The sequence below is a fragment of the Actinomadura rugatobispora genome (assembly GCF_055379765.1).
The window spans coordinates 3745514-3767744 of sequence record NZ_AP029191.1 but is presented as its reverse complement, the minus strand read 5'-3'; the positions used below and the strand labels follow the sequence as shown (position 1 = coordinate 3767744).

The following is a 22231-nucleotide window of genomic DNA, read 5'->3' as shown; positions in this document are numbered from 1 at the left end:
TTCGGGGCGAATGCCTAGACTCCGCCGCACGCCCCACACGCCCGACGGACCGTCCCGACGCCGTCACCGACCTGATCAACCGGCTCCGGGGGTGACCAGGCCCGTCTCGTAGGCGACGATGACGAGCTGCACGCGGTCACGGGAGTCGAGCTTGGTGAGCAGCCGCGTCACGTACGTCTTCACCGTGGCCACGCTCAGGTGCAGCTCGGCGGCGATCTCGGCGTTGGTCAGGCCGAGCCCGACCAGCGTCAGCACCTCGCGCTCGCGTTCGGTGACCGCGGTGAGCCCCCGCGCGGGCACGACGGAGGCGAGGCGGGCGGGACTCGCGGCGAAGCGCGCGATCAACCGCCGCGTGACGCCAGGCGCGATGAGACCGTCCCCGGCGGCGACGACCCGGACGGCGGCCAGGATGTCGTCCAGCGCCATGTCCTTGACCAGGAACCCGGCCGCGCCGGCGCGCAGCGCCCCGAACACGTGATCGTCGTCGTCGAACGTGGTCAGCACGACCACGCGCGCCCCGCCGGGACGCGCGGTGATCAGCCGGGTGGCCTCGATGCCGTCCATGACCGGCATGCGCAGGTCCATCACGACGACGTCGGCGTCCTCGGCGAGCCCGACGGCCTCGGCCCCGGTCGCGGCCTCCCCGGACACCTCCAGGTCAGGCGCGTCGGCGATGACCATCCGCAGCGCCGCCCGCACCAACGGCTGGTCATCGGCCAGAACAACACGCACGCTCACCCCCCACCCCCCACCCACTCCGCCCGATCCGCCGAATCCGCAGGAGTCGGCGAAGCCGCGGGATCCGCGGGAGCAACAGGAGCCGCCGTCCCGGCCGGAGCCGCCGGAGCCGCTGTTCCCGCCAAAGCTGTGGGAGCCGACATCCCCACTGTCCCCGCCGTTCCCAGCGAAGCTGCGGGAGCCGTGGGAGCCGGTGGGACGGGTAGGCGGGCGGCTACCCGGAAGCCGCCTCCCGGACGCGGGCCGGCGGCGAGTTCGCCGCCCAGCAGGCCGACCCGCTCGCGGATGCCGACCAGCCCGTACCCATTGCCCACCACGCCACCGGAGCCACTCTTCCCGGGGCCGCTCGCGCCGGCGCCGCGTCCACCGGCCGCGTTTCCTTCGTCCAGAATCTCGACGGCCAGCTCGCCGGCGCCGTGCTCGATGGTCACCTGGCAGCGGCGGGCGCCCGCGTGGCGCAGCACGTTGGCCACCGCCTCCTGGACGATCCGGTAGGCGGACACGTCGATCTCCGGCGGGAGCGGCCGTGGCTCGCCCCGCCACCGCACGTCCACGTGGACGCCCGCGGCGGTCGTCGTGGCGGCGAGGCGGTCGACGTCGGCCAGCCCCGGGGCCGGTTCGAGCGGAGCCTCCCCCGCTTCGGCGTGCCGGAGCGCCCCGAGCATCCGGCGCAGCTCCGCGAGGGTCTCCCGGCCGGCTTCCTCGATGCTGCCGAGCGCCTCGCGCGCCCCGGCCGGCTGGGTGTCGATCACGCGCCGTGCCGCGCCCGCCTGGAGTGCGATGATGCCGATGCTGTGCGCCACCATGTCGTGCAACTCGCGGGCGATCCGGAGCCGTTCGGCGGTGACCGCCTGGGCGGCGGCCTGGGCGCGCAGCCGCTCGGCGTGCAGGCGGGCCTGGCGCGCGGAATTGCCGACCAACCAGGCGATGACCACCGTCAAGACCATGAACGGCTCCGAGGCGATCCCGTTCTCCTCCGACCACAACAGCCGCACCGCCAGGAAACCCGCGAGCATCCCGGCCGCCATGGACGCGGCGGCGACGGAGACGCGGCGGGCCCGGGTCGCCGCGATGAAGCACAGGGCCACGTCCACCGCCAGGAACTGGGCGGAGGGAAGCTCCGGCTGCCGCCACGCCACTGCCGATACGACCGTGCCCGCGATCAGCAGGACGTACCCGGTCACCGGCCGGCGACGCAGCAGTACGCCGCCCGCGACCGCCAGGACGAACGCCAGTCCCAGCAGCGCCTGCGCCGGGAACGAGTCGAGGCCGTCCGCCGGATATTTGTTGGAGTACCCGTGCTCGGGCGGGAACCAGACGAACTCGACGATCGGCCAGATCGCCATTGCGCACCACGTCACGGCCGTCCAGGCGCCCGGCGGGACGCGCTTCAGCACGGAGAACGGCGGCGAGGCGTGCATGCGGTGATCGTAACCGCGTGTTCCGTCCTCGGGATCGGACTGGGGATGTAGGTCCACGGTCGACCCTCAATGTCCGCGCGGGCCCGATGCCCGGCGGCGCGGCGGGCGGCACCGTGGGCCGGGTGATCGAAGCGAGCGAACTGACCAAACGCTACGGAGGCGTCACCGCCGTCGACGGGCTGAGCTTCACCGTGCGGCCGGGACGCGTCACCGGATTCCTCGGGCCCAACGGCGCGGGCAAGAGCACGACCCTGCGCATGATCCTGGGCCTGCACGCGCCCACGGCCGGGACCGTCACCGTCAACGGCCGGCCGTTCCGCCACCGCCCGCGCGGCCTGCGCCACGTCGGCGCCCTGCTGGACGCCGGCGACGTGCACGGCGGCCGGAGCGCCTCCGCCCACCTGTGGGCGCTGGCCCGCGCCAACCGCATACCGCGCTCCCGGGTCGGCGAAGTCCTGGACCAGGTGGGACTCGCCGATGCGGCGCGCCGCCGCATCGGCGGCTTCTCCCTCGGTATGCGGCAGCGCCTCGGGATCGCCGCCGCGCTGCTCGGCGACCCGCCCGTGCTGCTGTTCGACGAACCGCTCAACGGCCTCGACCCGCAGGGCGTGCGCTGGGTGCGCGGCCTGTTCCGCACCCTCGCCGCTGAGGGACGGACCGTGCTGGTCTCCAGCCATCTGATGTCGGAGATGCAGAACACCGCCGATCATCTCCTCGTCATCGGCCGCGGCGCGCTCCTCGCCGAGGGGTCCCCGGACGAGCTCAGGCGGTCCACCCGTACCGCCTCTCTGGAGGAGGCGTTCATGCAGCTCACCGCGGACACCGGTTCCGCCGAGGCCGCCGCCGGGGGCGGCGCCGACCGTCTCGGTGGAGGGAAGGGATGACCGCCGTGAACGCCGCCTCGGGCGTGGTGGTGATCGACGAGCCCCGCGCCCGCTTCCGTGACCTGGTCGCCGCCGAGTGGATCAAACTGCGGTCGCTGCGTTCGACCGCGTGGGCCCTGGCGCTCAGCGCCCTCGTCGTCGTCGCGTTCAACGTGGGCCAGGCCTACGACGACTACCGCGGCTGGACGGGGGAGGACCCGCGGGCGTCCGGGTTCGTCCCGGTCGGCGCGCTGCACGACGCGTTCACCCAGCCCGCCGCCATGTGCCTGGTGTTCGCCGCCGCGGCCGTCGGGGCGGTCGCGATCGCGGGCGAGTACGGCACCGGGATGATCCGCACCACGTTCACCGCCGTGCCCGCCCGGCGTCCGGTGATGGCGGCGAAGGCGGTCGTCGTCACGGCGGTCACGGCGGCGTTCGGCGCGGGCGTCGCCGGGGCGTCGTTCGGGCTGACCCAGGCGATCCTGTCCGGGCGGGACGCGGGCATGTCGATCACGGAACCGGGGGCGTTCCGCCTGGTGGCGGCGTCGGCGCTGCTCGCACCGGTGTGCGCGCTGGTCGGGATGGCCGTGGGTGCGATCGTCCGGCACGCCGCGCCCACGCTCGTCGCCGTGTTCGTGGTCCTCCTGGTTCTGCCCGCCGCGTTCGGCATCGACGGCCACTGGTCGGCGGTCGTCGCCCACGCCTTGCCGTTGAACGCGTGGGAGCGCCTGGGGCAGGCCGTCCAGGACGCCGTTCCCTACCCGTGGACGACCACCGGCGCGTGGACCGTCTACGCGGTCTGGGCCCTGGCCGCCGCCGCGCTCACCGTGGCCGGTGTCGAACGCCGCGACCAATGATCGGGGGCCACGGCGGACGCTCAGCTGAAGTGAGTCTTGGGGCGTTCCTGCTTCACGCCGTCGACGAAGATGTCCACCTTCTCGTTGTAGAAGCAGACCAGGCCGCCCACGCCCTGGCTCTCGGGCAGCGGATGCGGGTACGACCACGCCAGGTCCTTGTGGGCGGTGCCGTTCACCTTGACCGCCCAGTAGACGGCCTCGCCCTTGTAGGGGCAGCCCGTGACGGTGTCCGTGGACTCCAGCAGGTCCCAGCGCACATGCGGCTTGGGCAGGTAGTAACGCACCGGCAGCCCGGTCTCGAACAGCAGCCGGGGGTTGCTGGACTCCGCCACCGTCACGCCGTCGATCTCAACGCGCACGTGCCGCGAGGACGGCAGGACGTCGACCCGCTTGTGAGGGTCGCGCGGATGGACGAACACCTCTTCGTCCTCCTCGAACCAGGCGTCCATGGCGTCCCACTCGAGACGGACCAGGTCGCGGAGCTCCTCCACGGGCGACTCCTCGTAGCGGAGCGCGGCGCCCTCGGCCTGGGTCCCGTCGACCTTCACCGTGTAGAGGGTGGCGTCGCCCCGGCTGGGGGAATGCTTGCCCGCCCCCTCCTTCACCAGCTCCGCCCGTACGTCCTCCACAGGGATGTAGTAGGTCGGGTAGTACGGGATCTCCCACACGAGGAACGGCTTGATCGTGTCCGCGACGAGCCTCCCGCCCAGGTACGCCCTGACGCGCTTCGCGCCCTGCTCGGTCCGGACGCGGGTCTTCTGTGATGTGCCCATGTCCGGGCAACAGCCCTGCACCACCCCCTATTTCGACCACATCCGGCAATCGGCGCCCCTTCGAGGGCTCCCGTCGTCCCTCAGGCCCCCCGCGTCTCTCGCTGCTCTCCGACCGATGTCGTTGGTGCGGTGAGGGCGGCCCGGCGGGGGACGGCGAGGATGGGGATCACAGCGATGGCCGCGATCACGGTCGCCCACCAGAAGGTGTGGGTGAAGGCCCCGTTCAGCTGGGACGAGGCCTGCGCCGTCGCGGTTTCGCGCAGGTTGCCGGACGTGCCGGGGACGGTGTCGCGGATGGCCAGTTGCAGGACGATGGCGAGGCCCGCGGTGCCGATCGAGCTCCCGATGCGTACCAGGATGTTCGCCCCCGTGGTCGCGCCCGGGATGGAGGGGCGCGGGAGCCCCTGGTAGGTGGCCGCCATGAGGCTCGGGGCCATGACGCCATGCCCCAGACCGATGACGAAGATGGCGCTCATCAGGGCGGTGCGACTGGTGTCCGGACCTGCCTGGGTGAGGGCGAGGGCTCCGCACAGGGCCAGCGCCAGGCCCCCGGCCGCGAGCCAGCGGCTGCCGTGCCGGTCGGCCAGACGGCCCGCCAGGGGCATGGTGACGATGGCGCCGAGCCCGAGCGGTGCCAGCAGCCAGCCCGCCTCCAGCGGGGATTCGCCCCGTACCACCTGCGAGTACAGCGGCAGCAGGATCATCAGCCCGAAAACGGCGGCGCTGTAGAGGAACAGCCCACTCGTGGCCGTGACGAACGGCCGGCTCCGCAGCAGGCGCAGATCGATCAGGGCGCTGTCGCCCTTCCGCGAGGCGTGCACGGCGAAGAGCGCGATGAGGAGGGCGCCACCGCCGACCCCCAGCAGGACGCGGACACTGCCGGGGCCCGCCCCGTTCCCGGCCTCCGACAGCCCGTACACCAGCGCCGCCAGGCCCGGAGAGAGCAGCGCGATGCCCAGGACGTCCAGGCGGGCGCCGGGGACGCGCTCAGTGTCGCGCGGCAGCATGCGCACGGCGGCGACCAGGGCGATCACGGAGAACGGCAGGTTGACATAGAACAGCCAGCGCCAGCTCAGATCGTCCACGATCACCCCGCCGAGCAGCGGGCCGAGCACCGGCGCGAGCATGGCGGGCACGGACACGATGCTCATCACCCGTCCCATCCGCTCCAGGCCCGCGGCCTGGGCGAGCATCGTCTGGCCGACGGGCAGCAGCATGCCGCCGCCCAGGCCCTGCAGGACGCGGAACGCGATCAGCGACGGCGCCGACCAGGCCACACCGCACAGCAGCGACCCGGCGGCGAACAGGCCGAGCGCGGTCAGCCACATCGTGCGGGCGCCGAAGCGGCGCACCGACCAGCCGGTGAGCGGGATCGCCATGGAGAGCGCGAGGGTGTAGCCGGTCACCACCCACTGGATGGTGGACAGCGAGGCGTCGAAGCTCCGGCCGAGGGTGTGCACCGCCACGTTGATGATCGTCGTGTCGAGGATCGTCATGATCGCGCCGAGCAGCACGACCACGGCGAGCCGGCGGAGCCGCGGGTCGATGTCCTGCCGCTCCTCCGTGGAGGCCCCGCTCTGGGCTGTGGTCATCAGCTCCCCCTCGACCGATACGCTGTATCGGCAAAACGATACGCCGTATCGGCGAACTTGTACAGCGTATCGATCGAGCCGTACGCCGTACGGGTACGATCGGGGGCGTGGCAGCAACGAACGAGCCGGTGTGGATGCGGCAGCGCGGTGACCGCCGCCGCAAGCTCTCCCGCGAGGCACTGGTCGCCACGGCGATCGAGATCGCCGACGCCGAGGGCCTGGAGGCGGTGTCCATCCGCCGCATCGCCGGAGAGCTGAACGTGCGGGCGATGAGCCTCTACACCCACATCGAGCGCAAGGAGGACCTGCTCGACCTCATGTTCGACGAGGTCGCCGGCGAGCTGGTGATCGAGGATCCGCTGCCGGACGACTGGCGCGAGGCGATCAGCGCGATCGCCAGGCGGGAGCGCGACACGCTGCTGCGCCACCCCTGGATGGTCGATCTCGCGGCGCGCCGCCCCCAGGTCGGCCCGAACGCCCTCAAACACGGCGAGCAGTCACTGGCCGCGCTGTCCCGCCTCGACGTCGGCATGAAGGACGCCTCGAAGATCGTCATGGCGGTCGACCACTACATGACCGGGTACTTCGTCCGCGCGCGCATGCTGCGCGAGCGAGGCGGCGAGCAGCCCTACATGCGCGACATGCTCGCCACCGGCCGCTTCCCCCACCTCGAACGCGCCTTCAAAGAAGGCGCCGAGGACCAGGAACCCTTCGAGCAGGGCCTCACCTGGCTCCTGGACGGCATCGCGCGCGAATACGGAGCGTGACGCTGGCCTCCGCGCTTGCGGGCCCGTAGCGTGGGATTCCCTGCCGAACCAACGGAACCACAGAACGGGGACGACCAGGTGCGGGCAACGACGACCATCGGCGTGGTCATGGCGCTCACGCTTGCCGTGACAGCGTGCAACGGCAGCGCCCAGGAAAAGCCCGCCACACCCCAGACGCCCCCCGCAGGATCCCCGGCCGGCACCGACTCCTTCTACAAGCAGCGCCTCTCGTGGTCCGACTGCGGGGGCGGCTTCCAGTGCGCCAAGGCGAACGTCCCGATCGACTACACCAAGCCGTCCACCGGGCAGATGCGCATCTCGCTCATCAGGCTCCCCGCCCAGAACAAGTCCGAGCGCATAGGGTCCCTCTTCACCAACCCCGGCGGCCCGGGCGGTTCAGGAGTCGACTTCATCCGCCAGGCCGGACGCAGCTTCGGCAAGGACCTGCGGGACCGCTTCGACATCATCGGATTCGACCCCAGAGGCGTGGGCTCAAGCGACCCCGTCCGATGCATGGACGGCCGCCGGCTCGACCAGTACTTCAGCACGGACTCGTCCCCCGACGACCAGCGGGAACTGGACACGCTGGCCGCCCAGAGCAAGGGCTTCGCCGAAGCGTGCAAGGGCCGGGCCTCCGCACACCTCCCCTATGTCGGCACCCTCAACGCGGCCCGCGACATGGACGTGCTGCGCGCCGCCGTAGGAGACGAGAAGCTCACCTACTACGGCGCCTCGTACGGCACGTACCTGGGGGCCTTCTACGCCGAGCAGTTCCCGAAGAAGGTCCGCGCCCTCGTCCTGGACGGCGCGGTCGACCCCAAGGAATCCTCCACGCAAACCCTGGTCGAGCAGGCCAAGGGCTTCGAGACGGCCCTGCGCGCCTTCGTCGCCGACTGCGTGAAGCGCGCCGACTGCCCCCTGGGAAGGTCCGAGGACGCGGCCATCGACAAGATCTCCGCCTTCCTGAAGCAGGTCGACAAGACCCCGCTCAGGAACCGCCAGGACGCCCGCAAGGTCACCGAGTCGTGGACCACCATGGGCATGGCCACGGCCCTCTACCTGAAGGAGTACTGGGCCGTCCTGCGCCAGGCCTTCACCCAGGCATTCCAGCAACAGGACGGCACCCTCTTCATCACGCTCGCCGACCAGATGATCGAGCGCAAACCAGACGGCACCTACAGCAACCAGTCCGAAGCCAACATGGCCGTCAACTGCGTCGACAAGCCCAACCCGCCCAACCTCGCCACCTACGAGAAGTCCGTGGACCAGGCCGAGAAGTCCTCCCCCCTCTTCGGCGCCTTCGTCGTCTGGGGCGGCCTCCCCTGCGTCTACTGGCCCGTCCAGACCAAGCAGCAGCCCAAGCCCATCACCGCCAAGGGCTCCGCCCCCATCCTGGTCATCGGCACGATCCGCGACCCGGCAACCCCGTACAAGTGGTCCCAGAGCCTCGCCTCACAGCTCGACTCGGGCGTCCTCCTGAGCCTGGACGGCGACGGCCACACCGCCTACCTCCAGGCCAACCCCTGCATCTCCCGTGCCACCGACAACTACCTCGTCACCACCAAGCCCCCAAAGGACGGCACCGTCTGCCGCTGATGCACGCTCACCCCGCAAGACCCGGTAGACTTCTGCCCGCCGTCCCGTACGGCAAGCCGCCTTAGCTCAGTCGGCAGAGCGGTTCACTCGTAATGAACAGGTCATCGGTTCGATTCCGATAGGCGGCTCCACGTCAAAGGCCCCTTCCCGGTCCGGGAGGGGGTCTTTTGCTTACGCCCTTGCGCAACTGGGGACGCGGGCGCCGATACGGCTTTGAATTGGCCGCTGCGTGGCCGGGGCCGGTCCGTCTGGGGTAGTCAAGTCCGGGATCGGTCCGGGTTCACTCGTCTGAGGCGTGTAGATGACTGTTGCGGTGAGGTTCACGCACCCGGCTACTCCTTCCTGAAGGGCTGCAGTGAGGCATGGGGGGTGGGGCCGAGTCCCGGCCGACCTGGCGGGGGGCTGTGCGCATCGAGGGTGGGGTCATTGAGGTGTTCAGGTGAACTCGTGTCGTTTCCGTCCAAGACGGCTGGGGTGGCCACGATCTAGCGTGGACCTAGCGGTCCGATTATGAGGAGACAACACCATGCGTAACTTGGTCTACACCGGTTTCATGTCGCTCGACGGCGTCGTGGACTCGCCCGGCGGCGGGCCGGGGGAGGAGCACCGCAGCGGCGGCTGGGTGGTCAAGGACCTCGAGTTCGTCCCGGAAGCCTGGTCGCTGAAGGGCGAGGAGCTCAACGACACGACGGCGCTGATGTTCGGCCGCCGCAGCTACGAGGCGTTCGCGCCGGTCTGGCCCGGCTCGGAGGACCACGCCGACTACAAGGAGCTGCCCAAGTACGTGGTGTCGACCACGCTGTCCGAGGACGCCCTCGTCGACGGGTGGGGGCCGACGACGATCCTGCGCTCGACCGAGGACGTCGCCGCGCTCAAGGAGGGCGAGGGCGGCGCGATCTTCATCCACGGGAGCGCGGAGCTGGCCCGGCGGCTGTCGGACGCGGGTCTGATCGACCAGTACAACCTGCTCGTCTTCCCCGTGCTTCTCGGTGCCGGGAAGAGCGTGTTCGGCCGGGCCGACCGCGACAAGCAGATGCTGGCGCTGCGGGAGTCGGAGAGCTACTCGAACGGGATCCTGAAGCTCGTCTACGACGTCAGGCGCTGATCCAGGTCAAGGGCGATCGGGCCGCCGGTGCCCTCGCGCAACTGCCCGGCGGTGCGTCCGACGTAGGAGCGCAGCGCCCGGGCCAGGTGCGACTCGTCGAAGTAGTCGAGTTTGGCGACGACGTCGGCGGCCGTCTCGCCGAGCGCCAGCAGCTCCGCCGCCCTGCGGGCCCGCTCGATCTGCCGGACGCCGCCCCGCGTCAGCCCGGTCGCGGCGCGGAACCGGCGTTCGACCGTGCGCCCCGAGACGGCCGGGCGGCGGCCCCGCAGCGCCTCGGCGACGAGCGGGTCACGGACCACGATCCCGGTCCGGACGAGACGCCCGACCAGGACCTCGGCGTCGTCGGGGCCGGGCGTCTCCCAGCGCGCGCCGTCCAGCCGGAACGTCCGGCGTGTGGTGTCGGGGAGCTCGATGCCGCCGTTGACCAGTGCCGACGTGGGCACGGCCTGCAACGAGGTGCCCACGGCGAACTCGATGCCCATGAAGGTCACGCCATCCGGCACGGGTGCCGTGCCGGTCCGGGTCTCGGGACCGCTGATCCCCGCGTACGCCCGCCCGTCCTGTTCCCAGAACACTAGGCCCCAGCGCGCCCCTGCGACCGATGTCATCGCCGTGACCTGCTCGCTCGTGCAGGTCCACACGGTGTCGACCCACGGCGAGTCGGACCGGCGCGTCTCGAAGCGCAGTTTCACGGGCGCAGGATACGCCGTTGCTTGAACCGGAGCCGGAAATCGCGTTGTCCTCGCCTGCTCGGGCTGCTGTGATCGGTGAGGATGCCGGCCGAGTTGAAGGAGGGGGATGCGCCGACCATACGGAGCGGGCACCGCTGTGCTCTGATCACAGGGGACGGCGCCGACGCCAGTGAGCGCGGGACGACACCTACCGCTGGCAGCTGAGGAGGCTCGGCTGACAGTGACCGGAACAATGACCCCCAAACCCGGTCGAGGTTCGGATCCGGCGGCTGAGAGATGCCCCGGTGAAGCAGGAAGCGGAAGTAATCGCCGACCCCTGAGGAGGGGGAACGGGCGGTGAACCGGTCCCTCGCCCGCGTCGAGCCTGGGAGCCGCCCGAGCGCGTACGAGCGGCGAGAAACGAACGGAACCCTGCACTCCCGATTGAAGATCACTTCTTCGATCTGGAGGCAGAGCCGTCGGCAGGTCCGCCCAGAACCAGGGTTTCACGTGCGAGAACTGCGGTGCGAGCGTCGTACCGCTCAGCGGTGGGAGCTACCGCAACCACTGCCCGGCGTGCCTGTGGTCCAAGCACGTCGACGTCGTTCCCGGTGACCGGGCTTCGGGCTGCCGCGGAATGATGCGCCCCGAGCGTGTCGAGCACCGCGGCGGTAAGGGGTTCGTCTTGGTCCACCAGTGCGTCGTCTGCGGTTTCGTCCGGCCCAACCGGGTCGCCGAGGATCCGGTGCAAGGCGACGATCTCGGCGCGATCATCGTGCTGATGTCCAGAGCCGGGTAGCGCCGGCGGTGCCCACGAGAACCCCTCGTGGGCACCGCATCAACCCAGCGAACTAGGGCGGTGCCCCTCGGTCGGGTGGCGTTACATGCGCATGCTGCGGCTCGGTTTGCGGGTCACCGGCCTCGAACGCTCGCTGGCCGTCCACGGCAGCCTGACCACGGCCTCGAACTCGTGCACGAGCCCGCGAGGCCGGTCGTCGTCCGGTGGACGTTCTCGCTGCCAAGGGCGTTACGGCCGAGGGCGGGGATGCGGACGTGCTGGCCGACCGATCCCGACGGTTACAAGATCGAGCTCGTGGTGTTACTCGCCGGTGGTTCCGTCGATGCGTTCGCGCAGGAGGTCGGCATGCCCGTTGTGGCGGGCGTACTCCTCGATCACGTGGGTGAGGACCCAGCGGAGTGAGAACGCCTGATCCTCAAAGCGGCCGATGACGTCAAGGGATTCGGCGGCGTCAACGATGGCGCGGGACCGTTCGCACTCCTGCCGCCAGATCTCGAACGCCTCCTCGGCATCGGCGTCCTCGACGTCGAAGGCGGCGGTTCCTCCGTCGGGGCTCTGCCAGTAGCGGGGGGGTGGCCTCGCCTTTCACGACGTTGCGGAACCACGCCCTCTCGCCCTCGGCCATGTGCCGGATCAGCCCGAGCAGGGACAGATTCGACGGTGGCACGGGGCGCGACCTGAGCTGCTCGGCGGTCAGCCCGGCGCACTTCCAGGCCAGGGTGTCACGCTGGAACTGCAGGAAACCGGTCAACGTGTCGCGTTCGCCGCCTTCGCGCGGGGGACTGGCCCTTTCCCGATCATCCACCTGTTACCGTCCCTCGTCGTTCTTGAGCCTGCTGCCGACGTAAGTGATCAGGTGGTTCGGGCACGTGGCGATCCGCTCACCGGTCGGGTAGATGATCGTGAACTCCACGTTTGCACACTCCCGAACCGCCCTGGGCGCATTTGCCTCGGCCGGGTCAGATCGTAGACGGTCTGGCCGCCGATGATGACCGCCTGGTAGTTGGCCTGGACCCAGGCGCTGATCGCAGTGCTGTTGCCGGGCGCGCCACCGCCGGGGGTGCGGCCGGGGCGCCTGCCGCTGGGTGCGTCGGCCCTCGTGCTGCGGGGGACGAAGTAGTGGATTCTGCCGGCCTTGACCTCGTGCTCGAACGTGGTGAGGCCGGGCCAGGGGTCGCCGCCGGAGAAGCCGCCGATCGCCATGATGGCCTTGCCGCTGGCCAGTTGCAGGTTCGACGTGGTGGCCGACCCGATTCCGGCCGCCGCCCAGCGGCTCGTGGTCGCTTGCACCGCCTTGACCAGTTCGGGGTTCACGGCGCTCCGCGTTCCAGTCGAACCTGTGTGGCCGACCTTGCCGGCGGGGCCGGATGTCGGGATTTCGGGTTTGGGTTCCGCCGCGGTGGCCAGCGCGTAGGCGCTGGTGCCGCCGAGGCCGGTCACGAGGGCGCAGGCGAGCGTCACCACCGTGAGGCGGCGGGTCTGGGGTGCCACGAGCGCGATGACGGTGATGACGCCGAGTGCCAGGAGGCTCCAGCGCAGGCCCGGCATCCAGGAACCGGTGCGTTCAAGGAGGGCGAATCCCCAGGCGACGCTCACGGCGACCATCGCGGCGAGCGTGCAGCGGGCTGTCAGGTTCGCCCGGCTCTCCCAGAGCCGGACGCCGGCGAGGGCGATCAGCGCGCCGATCGCGGGCGCGAGGATCACCGAGTAGTAGGGGAGGATGATGCCCTCCATGAGGCTGAAGACCATTCCGATCCCCACCAGCCAGACGCCCCACAGAAGGATCGCGGCCCGGGTGCGGTCGGTGCGCGGCGCCCGCCGGGTCAGCCAGAGACCCGCGATCAGGGCGATCAGCGCGGGGGGAAGCAGCCAGGAGATCTCGCCGCCGAGCTGGTCGTTGAACATCCGGGCGATTCCGGGCTCGCCGCTGAAGCCGGTGCCTGCTCCTCCGCTCGTGCTGTTGCGCTCGTTCCCGAGGATGCGTCCGATCCCGTTGTAGCCGAGCGCCAGGTCGAGGACGGTGTCGTCCTCCGAACCGGCGATGAAGGGCCGGGTGCCCTTGGGCATCAGGTCGACGAGCGCGATGTACCAGCTCGTGGAGACCACGACCGCCATGCCGGCCGCGCCGAGGTGGTTCAGGCGCCGGACGATGCCGGTCGGGGCCGCGACCAGGTACACCAGCGCGAGCGCAGGCAGCACCAGGAACGCCGCCAGCATCTTGGTCAGGAAGCCGAACCCGATGGCGGTGCCCGCCAGCAGAAGCCAGCGCAGGCCGGCCCTCTCGGTGGCGCGCACCGTGCAGTACGCCGCGGCGATGAGCAGCAGGGTGAGCAGGGAGTCGGGCTTGTTGAACCGGAAGATCGACGTGGCGACGGGCGTCAGCGCGAAGACGGCCCCGGCGAGCAGTCCGGCGGCAGGCCCCGACCAGCGGCGCACGGTGGCGTACAGCAGCCCGACCGAAGCGATGCCCTGCAGGGCTTGGGGAACCAGGAGGCTCCAGCTCGAGAATCCGAAGATCTGCCCGGACAGCCCCATCACCCACAGCGAGGCGGGCGGCTTGTCGACGGTGATCCCGTTGTTCGGGTCGAGGGAGCCGAAGAACAGGGCCGCCCAGTCCTGCGAGCCGGCCATCGCGGCGGCGGCGTAGTAGTTGTTTCCGTGGCCGGACACGCTGAGGTCCCACAGGTACAGCAGCGAGGTGAGGGCGAGGAGGGCCAGCGCCGCCGGGCGTACCCACGTCGGCTGGTCGCTCGGGCCGAGCAGGAGCCGCTGGACGGTGCTCCGCTCATCTGACGGCCGGTGTGCGTGCGCACCGGCCGGGGTCGACATGATGATCTTGGTCTCCAGGGGGGACGGAACGTCAGGACTCGGAACGGCGGTGCGGGGCGAACACCCAGCCGCGCAGAAGCAGGAAGCGCGACATCGTCGCGACGAGGTTGGCCAGGACCAGCACCGCCAGCTCGATGTCCTGGCCCGGCGTGGCGACGGCGTGCAGAACGCCGAGCGAGCCGCTGGTCAGCGCGAGCCCGAGGGCGAACACGACCAGCCCTTCGAACTGGTGGCGACCCGCGTTCGACCGTCCGCGCACGCCGAAGGTCAGCCGCCGGTTGGCCGCGGTGTTGGCGATCGCGGTGACCAGCAGGGCCAGCAGGTTGGCCGCCTGTGCGTTCATTCCGGTGCGCAGCAGCATGAAGAGCCCGAGGTAGGCGAGGGTGCTCACCACGCCGATCACGGCGAACCGCGCCAGCTGCCTGGCCAGCCCGCGGGGGACTCCGGGGGCGTCGACCGGGATCGGGTTCCTGCCGAGTTGGGCGCGCAGATGCGCGATGGGCACCGTGCCGGTCGTGAGCGCGCGTCCGAGCCGGAGGATGCCCAGGATGTCGGCCGCCGCGGTCGAGACGATGTCCACTCGGCTGTCGGGGTCGTCGACCCAGTCGACGGGAACCTCGTGGATGCGGGCACCGGAACGTTCGGCGAGGACCAGCAGTTCGGTGTCGAAGAACCAGCCGGTGTCCTGCACGTGCGGCAGCAGCCGCTCGGCGACGTCGGCCCGGATCGCCTTGAAACCGCACTGCGCGTCGGAGAATCGTGCGGCGAGCGTGCCCCGCAGCAGCAGGTTGTAGCAGCGGGAAATGATCTCGCGCTTGGGGCCGCGCACGACCCGGGCCCCCTTGGCGAGCCTGCTTCCGATGGCCATGTCGGAGTGGCCGGAGATGAGCGGTGCGACCAGCGGAGGAAGCGCGGCGAGATCCGTGGAAAGGTCGACGTCCATGTAGACCAGCACCGGGGCGTCCGACGCCGTCCACACTGCGCGCAGCGCCCGCCCCCGGCCCTTTTCCTCCAGGCTGACGGCGACCACCTCGGGAATCTCCGCTTCGAGTGCCTTGGAGATCTCGGGGGTGCGGTCGGTGCTCGCGTTGTCCGCGACGATGATCCGGAACCGGTAGGGGAAACGTTCCGTCAGGTGCTCGTGGAGACGCCGGATGGACGGCTCGAGGCCATTCTCCTCGTTGTGGACGGGAACCACGACGTCCAGGACCGGGGCCGTGCCGCCGGTCGGGATGGGAAGGACGCTGGGGCGGGCTCTGGGCGAGGGGGCGGTGTGCAGTGTCGTCGGCATGGCCCCGAGATTCGGGCCCGGCCCTGGGTCCAGCTTGTGCCGAAGCTGTGCGGCGGCTATGAGCCTCGATGCCTAGCCGTCGGCGGGTTTAAGCACATATCCGGCGCCGCGCTTGGTGTGGATCATGGGCTGGCGCCCCGCGTCGATCTTCTTGCGCAGGTAGGAGATGTACAACTCGACGATGTTGGCCTGGCCGCCGAAGTCGTAGCTCCAGACGCGGTCCAGGATCTGCGCCTTGCTCAGCACCCGCCTCGGGTTGCGCATCAGGAAGCGCAGCAGCTCGAACTCGGTCGCGGTGAGCTGGATCTCCTTGCCCGCGCGGCGCACCTCGCGGGTGTCCTCGTCGAGCGTCAGGTCGCCGACCGTGACGGTGGTGCCCGCGGTGGCCTCCGTGACGCCGGTGCGCCGCATCAGCGCGTGCAGCCGCAGCACCACCTCCTCGATGCTGAACGGCTTGGTCACGTAGTCGTCGCCGCCCGCGGTCAGCCCGGCGATCCGGTCCTCGATGGCGTCCTTGGCGGTGAGGAACAACACCGGGAGGCCGTCGAACCGCCCGCGTATCCTGCGCAGAACTTCCAGGCCGTCGAAGTCGGGCAGCATCACGTCGAGCACGACCGCGTCCGGACGGAATTCCCGCGCGACGCGGACGGCGCTCGTCCCGTCGGGGGCGCTGCGCACCTCCCAGCCCTCGTAGCGCAGGGCGAGTGTCAGCAGTTCGGCGAGGGCGGGTTCGTCGTCCACGACGAGCACCCTGACCGACTGCCCGTCGGGGCGGCGCAGTTCCGGGCGCCCGGAGGCGTTCATGATCGGCATGTCCTCGTCGTCGGTGGCGGCTGTGGCGGCATTCGCGCCGTACCTGTGTATCAGCCGGATGTCCCCGTGGTGGTCCATCACAGCGACAGCACAGGACGCGCACAGGGAACGCACAGATTCGCCGCTGACACTGGAGCCCGCGCCGTGCTGGATCCCGGCGCGGTCCGCAGCGCCGTGACGGTCCGGATAGCATCGGGCGGGCAGCGTCACCGGAGCGCCCGCCGATACCGCCGGGCGCGGCGGGCACACCACGGAGAGTCGCCGGAGCAGAGGTGTGATGTCGTCCGACCTGCGGGCCGAGCCGAAGCTTTCGCGGCGGTCGCTGCGTACCCGGCTGATCGCCGAGCAGCTGGCGCTGCTGGCGCTCGTCTGCCTGGTGATCAGCGTGCTCACGGTGGTGGTGCTGCGCGCGTTCCTCGTGGGCCAGCTCGACGCGCAACTGGACGCGGCGAGTGACCGAACCGTGAGGTGGTGGTCCCTGCCCACCCGCGTCACGCGGTCCCCGGTCGACGCGCCGGGGCAGAGCGTCGGGACCATCAGCGCCCTGATCAGGGGCGGCAGGGTGATCGAGGCCGGCAGAGTGGCGCCTGAGACGGGGGAGCGGGAGCCGTTGAGCGGCCGGCAGCGCGCGGTCCTCGCGGCCGAACCGCCCGACGGCGGCGCGCGCACCCGTGATCTCGACGAGCTGGGGCGCTATCGGCTGACCGCGCGGCACGCCGGCGTCGGATACGTGATCGTCACCGGGCTGCCGCTGGGTTCCGTCGACGACACCGAGGTCCGCGTGAGCGTCGTGCTCGGCGCGGTGTCGCTGCTGGGGCTGGTCACGACCGGTATCGCCGGCGTGGTGATCATCCGGCGGACGCTGCGTCCCCTGAACCGGGTCGCGGCGACCGCGGGCCGGGTCGCCGAGCTGCCCCTCGACAAGGGCGAGGTCGCGCTGCCGGTGCGGGTGCCGCACGCCGACACCGATCCCGGCACCGAGGTCGGGCGGGTCGGGGCCGCGCTGAACCGGATGCTCGGGCACATCGGCGAGGCCCTGTCCGCGCGGCACGCCAGCGAGACGCGCGTCCGGCAGTTCGTCGCGGACGCCAGCCACGAGTTGCGCACTCCGCTCGCGGCCATCCGCGGGTACGCCGAGCTCGCCCAGCGGCACCCGGAGTTGCCGCCCGAGGTCGAGCACGCCATCGGCCGGGTGGACTCCGAGTCCCGCCGGATGACCGTGCTCGTTGAGGATCTGCTGCTGCTGGCCAGGCTGGACTCGGGACGGCCGCTCGAACGCGAGCCGGTGGACCTGTCCCGGCTGGTGCTGGACGCCGTCGGCGACGCGCGGGTGTCCGGCCCCGACCATCTGTGGCGGCTGGAGCTGCCCCCCGAACCGGTCTACGCCGTGGGCGACCAGGTCCGCCTGCACCAGGTGCTGGCGAACCTCCTCGCCAACGGGTGCAGGCACACCCCGGCGGGCACCACGGTCACGACCGGGCTGTCGCCCCAGGGGGGCGCGGTGGTTCTGACGGTCACCGACGACGGTCCGGGGATCTCGCCGGAGATGCGGCCGAAGGTCTTCGAGCGGTTCGTCAGGGGTGACGGCTCGCGTTCCCGTGCCGCCGGCAGCACGGGACTCGGCCTGTCGATCGTGGCCGCGGTGGTCAGCGCGCACCACGGCACCGTGGGGCTCACCAGCCGGTCCGGGGAGACCCGCTTCACCGTGAAGCTGCCCGCCGCGAACATCCCCGGCTGACCCACCCCCGGGCGGCGTTCCCCGGGCGGCGTTCCCCGGGCGGCGTCCCCGCACGGCGTCCCCGCACGGGGCACTCGCAGGCTCACCAGCACGAACGCACCCGCGCGGCCTGGCCGCCGCATCGCGTCGGCGGGCGGTCGATGGCGGTTCACCGCGTCCCGTTTCCGCCGTGAGCGGGCCGTTTCCCGTGCACAGGTTCCGCACAGCCACCGCTCAGCGACCTCCTAAACGCGCCCGTCAATCTTCTTCCTGGCCCACCCGGACGAGCGGTGGCGCATGGCACGGAGTAGTCCACGACCTGGCGACGGCCGATCCGTTCGACGGATCGCGCGTTCTTCTCCTGAAAGGGCACGCGGTGACCACTCGGGATCTCGCAGTACTTGAATCGGAACAACCCGCGTTTTCCCTGGAAGACGCGGCGATATACAAGCCCGCGCCGGGGGCCGGCCCGCGGATGCTGCTCCACATCCTGGAGCACACGGTGATGCAATGGCCGGACCAGCCCGCGATTGATGACGGGGAACGGGTGCTGTCCTATACGGAGCTGGCCCGCGCCGTCCAGGCACGGGCCGTCGAGCTGCGTTCCATGGGCATCGGCGTCGGTGACCGGGTCGGGGTGCGGGTTCCCTCTGGATCCGCCGAGTTGTACGTGGCGATCCTCTCGGTGCTGGCGGCGGGTGCGGCGTACGTGCCCGTGGACGCCGACGACCCCGACGAGCGCGCCGAGCTGGTCTGGCGAGAGTCCGGCGTCTGTGCCGTCATCGGCGCGGGTCGGCGGATCGCCACCGGGCCGATCGTCCCGCCGTCCCGGCGCGGGACGGCCCCCGGCCTCGCCGACGATGCGTGGATCATCTTCACCTCCGGTTCCGGCGGCACCCCGAAGGGCGTCGCGGTCAGCCACCGTGCGGCCGCGGCGTTCGTGGACGCGGAGGCGCGGCTGTTCCTGCGGGACGACCCGGTCCGGCCGGGTGACAGGGTCCTGGCCGGGCTGTCGGTCGCGTTCGACGCTTCCTGCGAGGAGATGTGGCTGGCCTGGCGCCACGGTGCCTGCCTGGTACCCGCGCCGAGGTCGGTGGTGCGGGCAGGTGCGGACCTCGGCCCGTGGCTGGCCGAGCGGCGCGTGACGGTGGTGTCCACCGTTCCGACGCTGGCCGCGCTGTGGTCGCCGAAGATGCTGGCCGGTGTCCGGCTGCTGATCGTCGGAGGTGAGGCATGCCCGCCGGACGTGGTCCGGCGTTTCGCCACACCGGACCGGGAATTGTGGAACACCTACGGCCCCACCGAGGCGACCGTGGTCTCCTGCGCGGCCCGCCTGTACGACGGCGAGCCGGTGCGGATCGGCCTGCCGCTGGACGGCTGGCGGCTCGCGGTCGTGGACCCCTCCGGGCGGCCCGTGCGCTGGGGCGAGATCGGCGAGCTGGTGATCGGCGGCGTCGGGCTCGGCCGCTATCTGGACCCCGGGCGGGACGCGGAGAAGTACGCCGCCATGCCGTCGCTGGGGTGGGGGCGCGCCTACCGCAGCGGTGACCTCGTCCGCGCCGTGCCCGAGGGGCTGGAGTTCGTCGGGCGCGCCGACGACCAGGTGAAGATCGGCGGTCGGCGGATCGAGCTCGGTGAGATCGAGGCCGAGATGCTGGCGCTGCCGTCAGTGGCGGCCGCGGCGGCCGTGGTCAAGCGTACGGCGGGTGGGCTGGACGTGCTGGTCGGCTACGTGGTCCCGGTGGACGGTGACCCCTGCCGCTTCGACAAGGCCGCGGCGGCGCGGCGGCTGCGGGAACGCTTGCCCGCGGCGCTCGTGCCGCGGCTCGCCGTGCTCGAGTCCTTCCCGGTTCGCGGCTCGGGAAAGGTCGATCGCACCGCGCTGCCCTGGCCGCTGCCCGCCGGACGAGATACCGGACCGGTCCGTGCCGACGAGACCACGGCGTGGCTCATGCGGCTCTGGACGGAACTGCTCGGCACCGAGGCGGGACCGGACGATGACTTCTTCGACCTCGGCGGCACCAGCCTGGCCGTGGCGCGGCTCGTGACGACGCTTCGCGAGCGGTACCCCTCGATCTCGATGATCGACGTCTACCGTCATCCGACCCCGGCGACCTTGCGCGGCCTCCTGGCCGGCGCCGGGTCCGCGGGCACCGAGCCATCCGAGGGCGCCGAGGCGGCACCCGCCGACACGGCGCGGCCTGCCGGGGGCGACACCAGGACGCCCAGGTGGACGGGTTGGGTCCAGGCGACGATCCAGACCGTGCTGCTGGGCGTGTCCGGGCTGCGGCTGGTGCTGGCCATCGGGCTGGTGGGCGCCTTGTGCTCCGCGGCGGGCGCCGACCCTGTGCTTCCGGCCCTGCCGTGGTGGGTGCTGCTCGTCGGGCTGCCGGCCTTGTTCACCCAACCCGGCCGGGTGGTCTTGGCTGCCGCCGGAGCGCGCCTGCTGCGTGGGCGGCTGAAGCCCGGCGACCACCGGCGCGGCGGTGGCGGGCACCTGCGGCTGTGGGCGGCGGAGCGGCTGGTGGCCACGCTCGGTGTCACATCGGTGCTCGGCACTCCCCTGGCCGTCCTCTACGGCCGCCTGCTGGGCTGCCGTGTCGGCAAGGACGTCGATCTGCACGCGCTCCCGCCGGTCACCGGGCTCGCCCGGATCGGCGATGGCGCGGCGATCGAACCCGGGGTCGACATGGCCGGCTGGTGGCTGGACGCCGACCGGCTGCGCATCGGCGAGGTGCGGGTCGGCGCGGGCGCCCGGGTCGGGGCGCGCAGCGTGCTGATGCCGGGCACGGCCATCGGTGACGGCGCCGAGGTGCTGCGGGGCGGCTGCGTCACCGGGACGGTCCCGGACGGCGAGTGCTGGGGTGGATCCCCGGCCGCGCGGCGGGCGAGTTCCTCGCAGTGGCCCGCCGCCAAGGCGAGCCGGTCGTGGGCATGGCAGTGCGCCTACCTGCTCGGCACGGGCCTGCGCTCGCTGATCTCCGGGCTCGCCGCGGTGCCTGCCGTGGCGCTGGCCGTCGCGGTCCTGCTCGATGGCACGTCCCTGACGAGCTGGATTCTGACGCTGGCGGCGTGGATGCCGGTGCTGGTCGTGGTGACCACGGTCTGCCACCTGCTGCTGCTCGCCGCGACGATCCGGACCGTCGGTCTGGCGCTGAGCCCTGGCACCTACCGGGTGCACGGCGCGGCCGCCTGGGCCGCCTGGATGACCCACACGCTGCTCGACGACGCGCGCAGGACGCTGTTCCCGGTCTACGCGAGCCTGATCACCCCGCTGTGGATGCGGCTCCTCGGCGCGCGCATCGGCCGCTCGGTCGAGGTCTCCACGGTGCTGGCCCTGCCGAAGCTGCTCGACGTCGGCGCTGCGGCGTTCCTCGCCGACGACGTGCTCGCCGCGCCGTATGAGCTTCGCGGCGGCCGCATGAGGCTGGGCCGCTCGCGGATCGGCTCACGGGCGTTCGTGGGCAACTCCGGGATGGTCGGCCCGCAGCGTGAGGTCGGCGACGACGCGCTGATCGGGGTGCTGTCCGACACGCCCGACTCCGTACCCCCGGGCACGTCGTGGCTCGGCCGCCCGGCGATGCGTCTGCGCCGCAAGACCGAGACCCACGACCCGGCCAGGACCTTCGCCCCGCCGAGGTCGCTCCTGGTGGCCCGTGGCGCGGTCGAGTCGTGCCGCGTCGTGCCGCCGATCCTGTCGGGGCTGCTCCTGCTGGCCGTGGCAGCCGTGCTGCTGTTCACCTGGTCCGTGGCGGGGGCCTGGGCGGCGGTAGTGGTCGCGGGCCCCGTGCTCTTCCTGGCCGGGATCATCGCCGGGGCGGTGACCACGGCGGCCAAGTGGGTGCTGATGGGCAAGTTCTCCACCGGACGTCACCCGCTGTGGAGCGCGTTCGTCTGGCGCAACGAACTCTGGGACGTCTTCATGGAAACCCTCGCCGTGCCCTGGTTGGTCCAGAACTCGCTGGGCACTCCCGTCCTGAACTGGTGGCTGCGCAGCCTGGGAGCCCGTATCGGCCGTGGCGTGTGGTGCGAGACCCACTGGCTGCCCGAACCCGACTTGATCGAGCTCGGTGAGGGCTCCAGCGTGAACCGCGGCTGCGTCCTTCAGACCCACCTGTTCCACGACAGGGTGATGCAACTGGACGCGGTGCGACTCGACCGCGGCGCCACCCTGGGGCCGGTCACGTTCGTGCTGCCCGGCGGCAAGGTGGGTGAGGCCACCACGGTCGGCGCGGGCTCACTGGTCATGGCGGGCGAATGCGTTCCTGGCAGAGACCGCTGGCACGGCACGCCGGTCATCAGGGCCGCATAGCGGCCCCGCCCCAGGCCCCCGGCCACCCCCGAAATCAGGGACATCGGTCTTCCGCCGACCATCACGCTCACACCCTTACCACGGCTG

15 protein-coding genes, 1 tRNA gene and 2 pseudogenes are annotated in these 22231 nt (G+C 71.5%); 9 read left to right on the top strand and 9 right to left on the bottom strand.

Going from position 1 to position 22231, the window contains the following annotated elements:
* Window positions 1-75 precede the first annotated feature (75 nt).
* Both ACZ466_RS16110 and ACZ466_RS16105 read right to left on the bottom strand, forming a co-directional pair.
* The gene (locus tag ACZ466_RS16110; protein WP_378286385.1) at window positions 76-738 is read right to left on the bottom strand and encodes a response regulator; all 663 of its coding nucleotides are present in this window, start codon (window positions 736-738) and stop codon (window positions 76-78) included.
* Complete coding sequence (locus ACZ466_RS16105; protein ID WP_378286384.1) at window positions 735-2159, bottom strand: sensor histidine kinase; 1425 nt, start codon at window positions 2157-2159, stop codon at window positions 735-737. The genes ACZ466_RS16110 and ACZ466_RS16105 overlap by 4 nt, the downstream gene beginning before the upstream one ends.
* Window positions 2160-2281: 122 nt before the next feature.
* On the opposite strand from ACZ466_RS16105, the gene ACZ466_RS16100 reads away from it, so the two are divergent.
* Window positions 2282-3043 carry an ABC transporter ATP-binding protein gene (locus tag ACZ466_RS16100; protein ID WP_378286382.1) on the top strand — a complete coding sequence of 254 codons (762 nt, stop codon included), beginning with the start codon at window positions 2282-2284 and terminating at the stop codon, window positions 3041-3043.
* Window positions 3040-3879, top strand: a complete 840-nt coding sequence (locus tag ACZ466_RS16095; RefSeq protein ID WP_378286380.1) for an ABC transporter permease subunit — start codon at window positions 3040-3042, stop codon at window positions 3877-3879. Before ACZ466_RS16100 ends, ACZ466_RS16095 begins: the two co-directional genes overlap by 4 nt.
* 20 nt (window positions 3880-3899) lie before the next feature.
* Here ACZ466_RS16095 and ACZ466_RS16090 read toward each other — a convergent pair whose 3' ends face one another.
* Together ACZ466_RS16090 and ACZ466_RS16085 are read right to left on the bottom strand one after the other, a co-directional pair.
* On the bottom strand, window positions 3900-4652 hold the full coding sequence (locus tag ACZ466_RS16090; protein ID WP_378286379.1) for a DUF427 domain-containing protein: 753 nt from the start codon (window positions 4650-4652) through the stop codon (window positions 3900-3902).
* Between the two features lie 80 nt (window positions 4653-4732).
* Entirely contained in the window at window positions 4733-6244 is a 1512-nt protein-coding gene (locus ACZ466_RS16085; protein WP_378286378.1) for an MDR family MFS transporter, read from the bottom strand.
* A 107-nt stretch (window positions 6245-6351) separates the two neighbouring features.
* Between ACZ466_RS16085 and ACZ466_RS16080 the strand changes: the two genes are divergently transcribed.
* The 4 genes from ACZ466_RS16080 to ACZ466_RS16065 all read left to right on the top strand — a co-directional run bounded on the left by ACZ466_RS16080 (window position 6352) and on the right by ACZ466_RS16065 (window position 9712).
* On the top strand, window positions 6352-7011 hold the full coding sequence (locus tag ACZ466_RS16080) for a TetR/AcrR family transcriptional regulator (protein WP_378286377.1): 660 nt from the start codon (window positions 6352-6354) through the stop codon (window positions 7009-7011).
* Window positions 7012-7089: 78 nt separating this feature from the next.
* Entirely contained in the window at window positions 7090-8607 is a 1518-nt protein-coding gene (locus ACZ466_RS16075; protein ID WP_378286376.1) for an alpha/beta hydrolase, read from the top strand.
* 55 nt (window positions 8608-8662) lie between these two features.
* Window positions 8663-8738 (top strand) — tRNA-Thr (locus ACZ466_RS16070).
* A gap of 395 nt (window positions 8739-9133) precedes the next feature.
* Window positions 9134-9712 carry a dihydrofolate reductase family protein gene (locus ACZ466_RS16065; RefSeq protein WP_378286375.1) on the top strand — a complete coding sequence of 193 codons (579 nt, stop codon included), beginning with the start codon at window positions 9134-9136 and terminating at the stop codon, window positions 9710-9712.
* On the opposite strand, the gene ACZ466_RS16060 is transcribed toward ACZ466_RS16065, so the two are convergent.
* Window positions 9694-10404 (bottom strand): helix-turn-helix domain-containing protein, encoded by a 711-nt coding sequence (locus tag ACZ466_RS16060; RefSeq protein WP_378286374.1) that lies wholly within the window; start codon window positions 10402-10404, stop codon window positions 9694-9696. The genes ACZ466_RS16065 and ACZ466_RS16060 overlap by 19 nt on opposite strands.
* A gap of 490 nt (window positions 10405-10894) precedes the next feature.
* Between ACZ466_RS16060 and ACZ466_RS16055 the strand changes: the two are divergent.
* Window positions 10895-11182: pseudogene (locus tag ACZ466_RS16055) on the top strand (RNHCP domain-containing protein); the annotation flags it as partial.
* A gap of 300 nt (window positions 11183-11482) precedes the next feature.
* On the opposite strand, the pseudogene ACZ466_RS16050 reads toward ACZ466_RS16055, so the two are convergent.
* The 4 genes and pseudogenes from ACZ466_RS16050 to ACZ466_RS16035 all read right to left on the bottom strand — a co-directional run bounded on the left by ACZ466_RS16050 (window position 11483) and on the right by ACZ466_RS16035 (window position 16193).
* Window positions 11483-11987, bottom strand: a pseudogene (locus ACZ466_RS16050) (DinB family protein).
* Window positions 11988-12034: 47 nt separating this feature from the next.
* Window positions 12035-14011, bottom strand: coding sequence for an ArnT family glycosyltransferase (locus ACZ466_RS16045; protein WP_378286373.1), 1977 nt, complete (start codon window positions 14009-14011; stop codon window positions 12035-12037).
* A 31-nt stretch (window positions 14012-14042) separates the two neighbouring features.
* Window positions 14043-15302 (bottom strand): bifunctional glycosyltransferase family 2/GtrA family protein, encoded by a 1260-nt coding sequence (locus ACZ466_RS16040; protein ID WP_378286372.1) that lies wholly within the window; start codon window positions 15300-15302, stop codon window positions 14043-14045.
* Between the two features lie 72 nt (window positions 15303-15374).
* Window positions 15375-16193 (bottom strand): response regulator transcription factor, encoded by an 819-nt coding sequence (locus ACZ466_RS16035; protein WP_378286371.1) that lies wholly within the window; start codon window positions 16191-16193, stop codon window positions 15375-15377.
* 199 nt (window positions 16194-16392) lie between these two features.
* Here ACZ466_RS16035 and ACZ466_RS16030 point away from each other — a divergent pair, with 199 nt between their 5' ends.
* Window positions 16393-17853 carry a sensor histidine kinase gene (locus tag ACZ466_RS16030; RefSeq protein ID WP_378286370.1) on the top strand — a complete coding sequence of 487 codons (1461 nt, stop codon included), beginning with the start codon at window positions 16393-16395 and terminating at the stop codon, window positions 17851-17853.
* A 454-nt stretch (window positions 17854-18307) separates the two neighbouring features.
* A complete protein-coding gene (locus ACZ466_RS16025; RefSeq protein ID WP_378286369.1) occupies window positions 18308-22144 on the top strand; it encodes a Pls/PosA family non-ribosomal peptide synthetase in 3837 nt (1278 codons plus the stop codon).
* The last annotated feature ends 87 nt before the right edge of the window (window positions 22145-22231 follow it).

Excerpts from the sequence above, each read along its gene's own strand:
- ACZ466_RS16035 (WP_378286371.1), bottom strand. The coding sequence starts at position 16,193 with ATGGACCACCACGGGGACATCCGGCTGATACACAGGTACGGCGCGAAT.
- ACZ466_RS16040 (WP_378286372.1), bottom strand. The coding sequence starts at position 15,302 with ATGCCGACGACACTGCACACCGCCCCCTCGCCCAGAGCCCGCCCCAGC.
- ACZ466_RS16065 (WP_378286375.1), top strand. The coding sequence starts at position 9,134 with ATGCGTAACTTGGTCTACACCGGTTTCATGTCGCTCGACGGCGTCGTG.
- ACZ466_RS16105 (WP_378286384.1), bottom strand. The coding sequence starts at position 2,159 with ATGCACGCCTCGCCGCCGTTCTCCGTGCTGAAGCGCGTCCCGCCGGGC.
- ACZ466_RS16090 (WP_378286379.1), bottom strand. The coding sequence starts at position 4,652 with ATGGGCACATCACAGAAGACCCGCGTCCGGACCGAGCAGGGCGCGAAG.
- ACZ466_RS16025 (WP_378286369.1), top strand. The coding sequence starts at position 18,308 with ATGCTGCTCCACATCCTGGAGCACACGGTGATGCAATGGCCGGACCAG.
- ACZ466_RS16045 (WP_378286373.1), bottom strand. The coding sequence starts at position 14,011 with ATGTCGACCCCGGCCGGTGCGCACGCACACCGGCCGTCAGATGAGCGG.
- ACZ466_RS16095 (WP_378286380.1), top strand. The coding sequence starts at position 3,040 with ATGACCGCCGTGAACGCCGCCTCGGGCGTGGTGGTGATCGACGAGCCC.
- ACZ466_RS16030 (WP_378286370.1), top strand. The coding sequence starts at position 16,393 with ATGTCGTCCGACCTGCGGGCCGAGCCGAAGCTTTCGCGGCGGTCGCTG.
- ACZ466_RS16085 (WP_378286378.1), bottom strand. The coding sequence starts at position 6,244 with ATGACCACAGCCCAGAGCGGGGCCTCCACGGAGGAGCGGCAGGACATC.